We start from the raw sequence: 7534 nt of genomic DNA, 5'->3' as shown, positions 1-7534 counted from the left end.
TACAGCACCGACAGCAGAAACGCGGTGAGCTTGTTGCGCATCAGGTTGACACCCAGCGCTTCGGCCAGATCGTCGCCGTTGCGAATGGCCACAAAAGTCCGCCCCATCAGCGAGTTGACGATGCGGCGCATGACCCAGACGCCGACCACCAGAAAGAACAGCACCAGGTAATAAAGCTTGGTGGGCGTGTCGAACGTGAGCGGCCCGACCGCGCTGGGCCCGGGAATGCCGATGATGCCGACGGTGCCATGGGTCAGGCTTTCCCACTTTTCAATCACAAGGTACAGGATGGTGCCCACGCACAGCGTGAAGATGGAGAAGTAGTGCCCCTTGAGGCGCAACGACACCCAGCCCAGCGGCAAGCCGACCAGCACGGTGACCACGCCCGACAGCACAAAGGCGATCCAGAAATGCACCCCGTAGTCCACCGTCAGAATGCCCAAGGTGTAGGCGCCCACGGCCATGAAGCCCGCGTGGGCCAGATTGAACTGGCCGGTGTAGCCGGTGATGAGGTTCAGGCCAATGGTGGCGATGGCGAAAATGTAGGCGGTGGACATCACCGTGAGGTGGTAGTCGTTGCCCGCCAGCAGGGGAAATGCGATGCCGGCCGCGATCAGCAGCAACCAGCCCAGCTTGCCTTCTAGGAATTTCATGCTCAGCGCGCTCCGTTGGTGAACAGGCCTTGGGGGCGCAGCGACAGGATCACCACCAACAGCACGAAGGAGATGATGTCTTTGTAGTCGGTGGAGATGTAGAAGGCGCCAAAGGATTCGGCGAAGCCGATGATCAGGCCGCCGACGATGGCACCGGGCACACTGCCCATGCCGCCCAAGATGATGATGACGAAGGCCTTGGTGATCACCAGATGGCCCATGGCGGGATAGACCAGGTTGATGGGCGCATACAGCGTGGCGGCCACGGCGGCCAACATGCCGGAGATGGCGAAGGTAAGCATGGCCACGCGGTTGGCGTCGATGCCGACCAGCGAGGCGCCGTCGCGGTTCTGCGCCATGGCGACAATGGTCGAACCGGTCACGGTGCGCGTCAGGAACAGCTGCAGCACGGCCATGATCACAAAAGCGCCGGCGATGATCATCAGGCGCTGCACCGGGGCGGTGACACCCGCAATTTCAATGATGCCGTTAAAAGGCGTGGGCATGCGCAGGAAGTCCGCACCCCAGAGGGCTTGTGCACCGGCTTCCAGAAAGAGCAGCAGGCCGATGGCCGCGATCATGGGGTGCAGGCCGGAGGCATGGCGCAGCGGATGGAACACCAGGCGCTCGGACAACGCAGCCAGCACGGCCACCACACCGGCGGCACCGGCCATGGCGATCCAGTAGTTCACCTCCCAGCCCGTCATGAGCTTGAGGGCCACGAACGCGCCCACCATGTAGAAGGCGCCGTGCGCAAAGTTCGGCACATGCAGGATGCCGTAAACCAGGGTCAGCCCCAGCGCCACCAGGCTGTAGATGCCGCCCAAGGTCAGGCCGTTGAGCACCTGTTGCAGAAACACGTCCATGGATCAGGCCCTTTTCACGGTGGAGAGAAGACCACCGGACGTCGGTGGACGGGATTCGAAAAACGGCATCAAAAACAGCTCCTGTGGTGGGAATGGGCTTGCGGCTGGTGCCGCCTATTGGCGGTCCACACGCGTTTGCACCCGTTCTGCGTTTTGGAATTCAGTCGGGATTCTATGCTGCAGAGTGAAACTTTAACCAAGGGGTAAACCCGCGTCTCAAAAGCGACTGCACCCACTGGACAAGGGCTATTTACCTCTTGTATCTAACGATATTCCTCATCCGTCTTGGGTTTGAAAAGCATGCTTGCCGATTTATTATCTATGGTTTAAATTCTGCACTGCAGTTTTATATTCCGTTTTTAAATACATAAAAGCACCACCATGGATCTGAACTTCACCGCCGAAGAAGAGGCATTCCGCGCCGAGGTGCGCGAATTCCTCGCCGACAAACTCGACCCGCGCGTGGCCGACAAGGTGCGCAACGGGCAACGCCTGAGCCGCACCGACATGAACGGCTGGCACAGCGTGCTGGCCGAACGCGGCTGGCTGGCCAGCCACTGGCCCGAGAGCTGGGGCGGCCCCGGTTGGGGCCCCATCAAGGGCTTCATCTTTGAAAACGAATGCGCGCTCGCGCACAGCCCGCGCATCGTGCCCTTCGGCGTCAACATGCTGGGGCCGGTGCTCATCAAGTTCGGCAACGAAGCGCAGAAGCAGCATTGGTTGCCGCGCATCCTCGACGGCTCCGACTGGTGGTGCCAAGGCTATTCGGAGCCCGGCGCGGGTTCCGACCTGGCGGGGGTGAAAACATCGGCCGTGCGCGGCAGCGATGCGCAAGGCGAGCACTACATCGTGAACGGCCAGAAAACCTGGACCACGCTGGGCCAGCACGCCAACATGATCTTCTGCCTGGTGCGCACCAACCGCGAAGCCAAGAAGCAGCAAGGCATCAGCTTTCTGCTGATCGACATGAACACGCCCGGCGTGGAGATACGCCCCATCCTCACGCTGGACGGCGAACACGAGGTGAACGAGGTGTTTTTCACCGACGTGCGCGTGCCGATCGAGAACCTGGTGGGCGAAGAAGACAAGGGCTGGACCTGCGCCAAATACCTGCTCACCTACGAGCGCACCAACATCGCCGGCGTGGGTTTTTCCATCGCCGGCCTGCAGCAGCTCAAGCGCGTGGCCGCCAGCCAGATCCGCGACGGCCGGCCATTGATCCAGGACCCGAGCTTTGCCGCCCGCCTGGCGCGGGTGGAGATCGATCTGGAGAACATGAAGACCACCAACCTGCGTGTGCTCGCCGCCGTGGCCGGTGGTGGTGTGCCGGGCGCCGAGAGTTCGATGCTCAAGATACGTGGCACCGAAATCCGGCAAGAGATCTGGTCCTTGCTGCGCCGGGCCATGGGCCCACACGCCCGGCCCTTCATGGAAGAAGCGCTGAGCGGAGGCTACGACGGTCCCACGGTGGGACCACGCGAAGCCGCCTCGGCCGCGTCCCGCTACTTCAACAACCGCAAGCTGTCGATCTTTGGCGGCTCCAACGAAATCCAGAAAAACATCATCGCCAAGATGATCCTGGGCCTGTAAACCTCCACGCACGAAACCACCATGGACTTTCAACACACCGAAGACCGCCGCATGCTGGCCGACAGCCTGGACCGATACCTGCGCGAGCAATACGCGTTCGAGACCCGCCAAGCCATCGCCGCGTCACCCGAAGGCCACAGCCGCAGCACCTGGAACGGCCTGCTGGAACTGGGCGCGCTGGCCGCGCTGTTCACCGAAGCGCAAGGCGGCATGGGCGGCGCCGGCCTTGACATCGCCGTGGTGTTCGAGTCGCTGGGCCGTGGCCTGGTGGTCGAACCCGTGGTGGGTGCCTTGATGGCCGGGCAGGCCCTCGCCGCCTCGGGCGACCCACGCACCGCCGCCGAACTCGAAGCGCTGATCGGCGGCGAGCGGATCATCCTCATGGCGCACGAAGAAGCCGACACCGGCGCCGACCCCAGCCGCGTGAGCGTGAGCGCCACGCCAGTGGATGGCGGCTGGCAGCTCGCGGGCAGCAAGGTGGTGGTGCAACAGGCACACATGGCCGATGCCTATGTACTCAGCGCGCGCACCGCCGGTGCGCCGGGCGACGCGCACGGCCTGAGCCTGTTCTTGCTGCCGGCCAACACCCTGGGTCTACACAGCCAGGGCTACGCACTGGTCGACGGCGGACGGGGCGCCGAACTGCAGCTGGATGGCGTGAGCTTGCCCGGCAGCGCCTTGCTGGGCAAGCAGGACCAGGCGTTTGCGGCCCTGGAGCGCGCCGTGGGTTGCGGTCTGCTTGCGCTGGCCGCCGAAGCGCTGGGCGCCATGGAATGCGCCAAGCACGACACGCTGGAATACCTGCGCACCCGCAAACAGTTCGGCGTGCCCATTGGCAGCTTCCAGGCCTTGCAGCACCGCATGGCCGATCTGCTGTTGGAAGTGGAACAAGCGCGCTCGGCGGCCATCAACGCCGCCGCCGCGCTCGACGGCGAGCGCGGCGCACGCGAGCGAGCGCTATCGGGCGCCAAATTCACCGTGGGCCGCGTGGGCACCCTGGTGGCCGAAGAAAGCATCCAGATGCACGGCGGCATCGGCATGACCTGGGAACTGCCACTGGCCCACTACGCCAAGCGCCTGATCATGATCGACCACCAGCTCGGCGACGAAGACCAGCATCTGGCGCGCTTCGCACAGCTGGGCCTGGCGGCTTGAGAGGCTGCGCCGCTGCGGTGATCTGAGAGGCTTGGAGAAGCGGCACCCGAACGGCCCGCCGAGGCACTGCCCGCAGATGGAACAAACCGCGCACCTGAGCCGGACAGTGTTCGGCATGGGCGTGCGGGAAGATCAGTGAAGCAAGCCTTGCCGGACCGCGTACAGCACGAGCTCGGCGGTGCTACCCAGGCCGAGCTTCGCCAGTAGATTCACGCGGTGGGTGCTGACGGTTTTGACGCTGATCATCATTTCTTCGGCGATCTCCGTCACCGACATGCCCCGGATCGTCATCAGCATGATTTGATGCTCGCGCACGGACAGGCGCTGGTGCAACGGCCGCTCGTCCACACCGCGAAGCTGGTCGCGCACGTGCCGGGCTGCGCCCACGCTGAGATACAAGCCACCGCCCGCGACCGTGCGAATGGCCCGCACCATCTCCTCTGCCGCTGAGTCTTTTGCCAGGTAGCCGCGTGCGCCCGCCTGCACAGCGACCAGCGCATATTGTTCTTCTGGATACATGGACAACACCATGACCGGCGGGCAATTCTGCATCCCCCGCAGAGAAGCGAGAACATCGAGGCCGCTGCGCCCTTCCATGTTGATGTCGAGCAGCATCACGTCGAATTTGCGCGCGCGAATGAGGTCAAGCGCCTCCCCGCCATTGGATGCCTGGGCCGCCACGCGCATATCGGGTTCATCGTCGAGCAGGCGGCCGACGCCTGATCGAAAGATGGTGTGGTCGTCTGCAACAAGCACCTGAATCACGGAGGGCCCTAAATCAGCAGCGGCGTCTTCAGAACCAGGCGGGTCCCCCGCCCGCGCGCCGCGTCGATCACGAGCTCCCCGCCAATCTCGCGCGCCCGCTCCGACATGCTGAGCAAACCGAGTGAACGGGGGGCGAGCGTCGAAGGAACGAATCCCACGCCGTCGTCGCGCAACTCCAGTACAAACCAGTTGTCCTGCTCCTCCAGCGACACGGCAACCTGTTGCGCTTGCGCGTGCCGTGCGACGTTGGTCAATCCTTCGTAGAAAATCCGGTAGACAGCAATCGAGCGTTTGGGCGAGAGCCGCAGCGGAACATCCCGACCCGTGAGGGTATGGGGAATCCCCGAGCGCGCGGAAAACTGCTCAAGATCGCGAGCGATCGCGATCCCGAGGCCATCGTGATCGAGCGCACTGGGTCGCAGCGACTCGGAAATGGCCTTGACCCTTTCGATGATGTCCTGTGTCAACCCCAGCGCATCTTGCGTCATGCCGCGCAGTTCTTCGGTCTCCATCCTGCGCGCAATGCGGGACACATCCATCTTGAGCGCAGTCAGCATGCCACCCAGTTCGTCGTGCACGTCGCGGGCAAAGGTGAGTCGTTGTTCCTCCAGCTTGCGGCTGGTATAGGCCGTCAACTCCTGCAACTGTTCGCGAGAACGCCGAAGCGCGTCGTCCTGTGCGACCCGCTCCGAAATGTCGATGCCAACGCCACCCACCGCCGGTCTTCCGCGAAAGATCATGCGTGAGCCGTGGATCTCGATGTGCACGATGTGACCGTCCTTGTGCACGCCGCGGGTGTGGAACCGCATGCTCTGGACTTCGCCTGTCAGGCGCTGGTAGTAGCGGTGGAGCACCGTGTCGAGGAAGTCGGGTGCCACCAACTCGCGCAGGTGCATACCGACGAGTTCTTCCGGCGTGTAGCCAACCATGCCTGCCCAAGTCTTGTTCGAGTAAACGAAGCGCTCGTCTTGCATCACGTAGATGCCGGCCAGCGCCTGCTCGATGATGGCTTGGAAAGGCACTTCCGGCGCGTGTTCTCCCTCAGCTGTGTGCATCGTGTGGATTCTAGGAGCGGAGCGAAACGGCGCCCAACGGGGTTTCCCTAGGCGCCGACACTCAGCTGGACGCGCAAGTGAACGAAGCCGCGTCGTTGACGTCTCCAGCGCCTTTGTAGCGTGGGAAGCGCGGATACTCGCACAGGGGTCGCGTGCGCCCGGGCACGCCAACGGAATCGGTCACGAGCTGGCCACTCGGAGCCACGCCGCCCTCCGACCAGCGCTCGAGAGCCGTGAGCGAATCCCATGCGGCATTGAAGACGGAGCTGACGGCATGGCCGTAGCCTGGAACTTCATAGTAGCGTGCGAACCCGTCGACGGTGGTGGCGCCAAACTGCCGCTGCAACCGCTGGTAGTACATCTGCGTCGCCTGCGTGGAGACGAGCACATCCGACATGCCGTGCGCCAGCAGCAGCTTGCCACCACGCGCAACAAAGGCCGAGATGTCGGTACTGGTGTCGAGCCGGATACTGAGATCGCTCAGACGCGAAGCCCACGGACCCGGGGTCTCCGGATCCAAGCTCAGCGAGCGGAAGGACGCGTCGCGGGTCACCGCGTACTTGACGAACTGGTCGAGAAACTGCCCAACGTAGGGCGCGCCCGATGTGGGCATGGGATCGCCAGGCGGCACCGTCCCAAGGCCCAGGAAGGTGACGACGGGCTGCACCGGTGAGCTGCCCGAATTCCCGAAATCGCTTCCCCACACGTTGTACCCGGGGTATCCGGTCTCGCCACTGGCGAGGGGAAAGTTGAATCTGGTGCCCGATGCAAACACCTTGAAGGCGTTGATCTGCGCATCCGAGAGACAGTTGTCACCTGTGTCGGCACCCGAGGCACAGCGCAGCGGTGCGCCGTCCAGCGTTGCGGTGGTCGGGTCGAAAATGCTGTTGCACTGCACTTGCTTGCCAATCAGGCCGTCGGCCACACCGTCGAGCGCGTCGCAGGCTTGGAGCGCCGATCGGGTCAGGGCGAGCCGTTTGGCCTGGTTCGGATAGGCGCCGGGCTGCGCCAGCGTGCGGTTGATCTTCTGTCCGAACAGCAGTGCCGACAGGTCGTTCCACGCTGGGAACCAGGCGATAGCGCCGTCCCAGTCGGCAGGCCAGCGCTGGATCGCAGCCAGGGCTTCTCGACCGCCGGTGGAGCCCCCGGCGAAATAGGATTTGCTTGGCGCAGCGGCGTAGCGCGACCGGACTAGGTGGATCGCGGCATCCCTGGTCTTCTTCAGCGCATCGCCTTCGAAATTGCGCAGTGCTTCGTCGTTCGCGAACGACGAAGCATCCTGCGAACCAAAGGCGTTGCCCTGGTGTCCAGAATCGCTGGCAAAGGTCGCGTAGCCGCGGCCAAGCGGTTTCAGTTGGCCAACGGGGCCGGCCGGCACGTTGCCGGTCACGTCGGGAATGGAGCCGTTGAAGCCCCCGCCGCCAACCATCATGGTCTTGGCATTCCAGTT

7 protein-coding genes are annotated in these 7534 nt (G+C 63.7%); 2 read left to right on the top strand and 5 right to left on the bottom strand.

The features are described from left to right. Positions 1-653: branched-chain amino acid ABC transporter permease (locus tag ABYB95_RS12900; RefSeq protein WP_372658964.1), on the bottom strand; the 653-nt coding region annotated here is incomplete at its 3' end. Between the two features lie 2 nt (positions 654-655). After that, entirely contained in the window at positions 656-1519 is an 864-nt protein-coding gene (locus ABYB95_RS12895) for a branched-chain amino acid ABC transporter permease (protein ID WP_372658963.1), read from the bottom strand. A gap of 381 nt (positions 1520-1900) precedes the next feature. Between ABYB95_RS12895 and ABYB95_RS12890 the strand changes: the two genes are divergently transcribed. Continuing rightward, positions 1901-3109, top strand: coding sequence for an acyl-CoA dehydrogenase family protein (locus ABYB95_RS12890; RefSeq protein WP_372658962.1), 1209 nt, complete (start codon positions 1901-1903; stop codon positions 3107-3109). A gap of 21 nt (positions 3110-3130) precedes the next feature. After that, complete coding sequence (locus ABYB95_RS12885; protein WP_372658961.1) at positions 3131-4264, top strand: acyl-CoA dehydrogenase; 1134 nt, start codon at positions 3131-3133, stop codon at positions 4262-4264. Positions 4265-4396: 132 nt separating this feature from the next. On the opposite strand, the gene ABYB95_RS12880 is transcribed toward ABYB95_RS12885, so the two are convergent. From ABYB95_RS12880 to ABYB95_RS12870, 3 genes are all read right to left on the bottom strand, one after another. Continuing rightward, a complete protein-coding gene (locus tag ABYB95_RS12880; protein WP_372658960.1) occupies positions 4397-5029 on the bottom strand; it encodes a response regulator in 633 nt (210 codons plus the stop codon). An 8-nt stretch (positions 5030-5037) separates the two neighbouring features. Further along, entirely contained in the window at positions 5038-6084 is a 1047-nt protein-coding gene (locus ABYB95_RS12875) for a PAS domain-containing sensor histidine kinase (RefSeq protein WP_372658959.1), read from the bottom strand. 61 nt (positions 6085-6145) lie between these two features. Continuing rightward, on the bottom strand, positions 6146-7534 hold a 1389-nt coding region (locus ABYB95_RS12870; RefSeq protein WP_372658958.1), incomplete at its 5' end, for a tannase/feruloyl esterase family alpha/beta hydrolase.

It is taken from the genome of Hydrogenophaga sp. (assembly GCF_041633695.1).
Taxonomy (GTDB): domain Bacteria; phylum Pseudomonadota; class Gammaproteobacteria; order Burkholderiales; family Burkholderiaceae_C; genus Hydrogenophaga.
The sequence above is the reverse complement of the archived record's forward strand: the minus strand, read 5'-3'. Positions and strand labels throughout refer to the sequence as shown.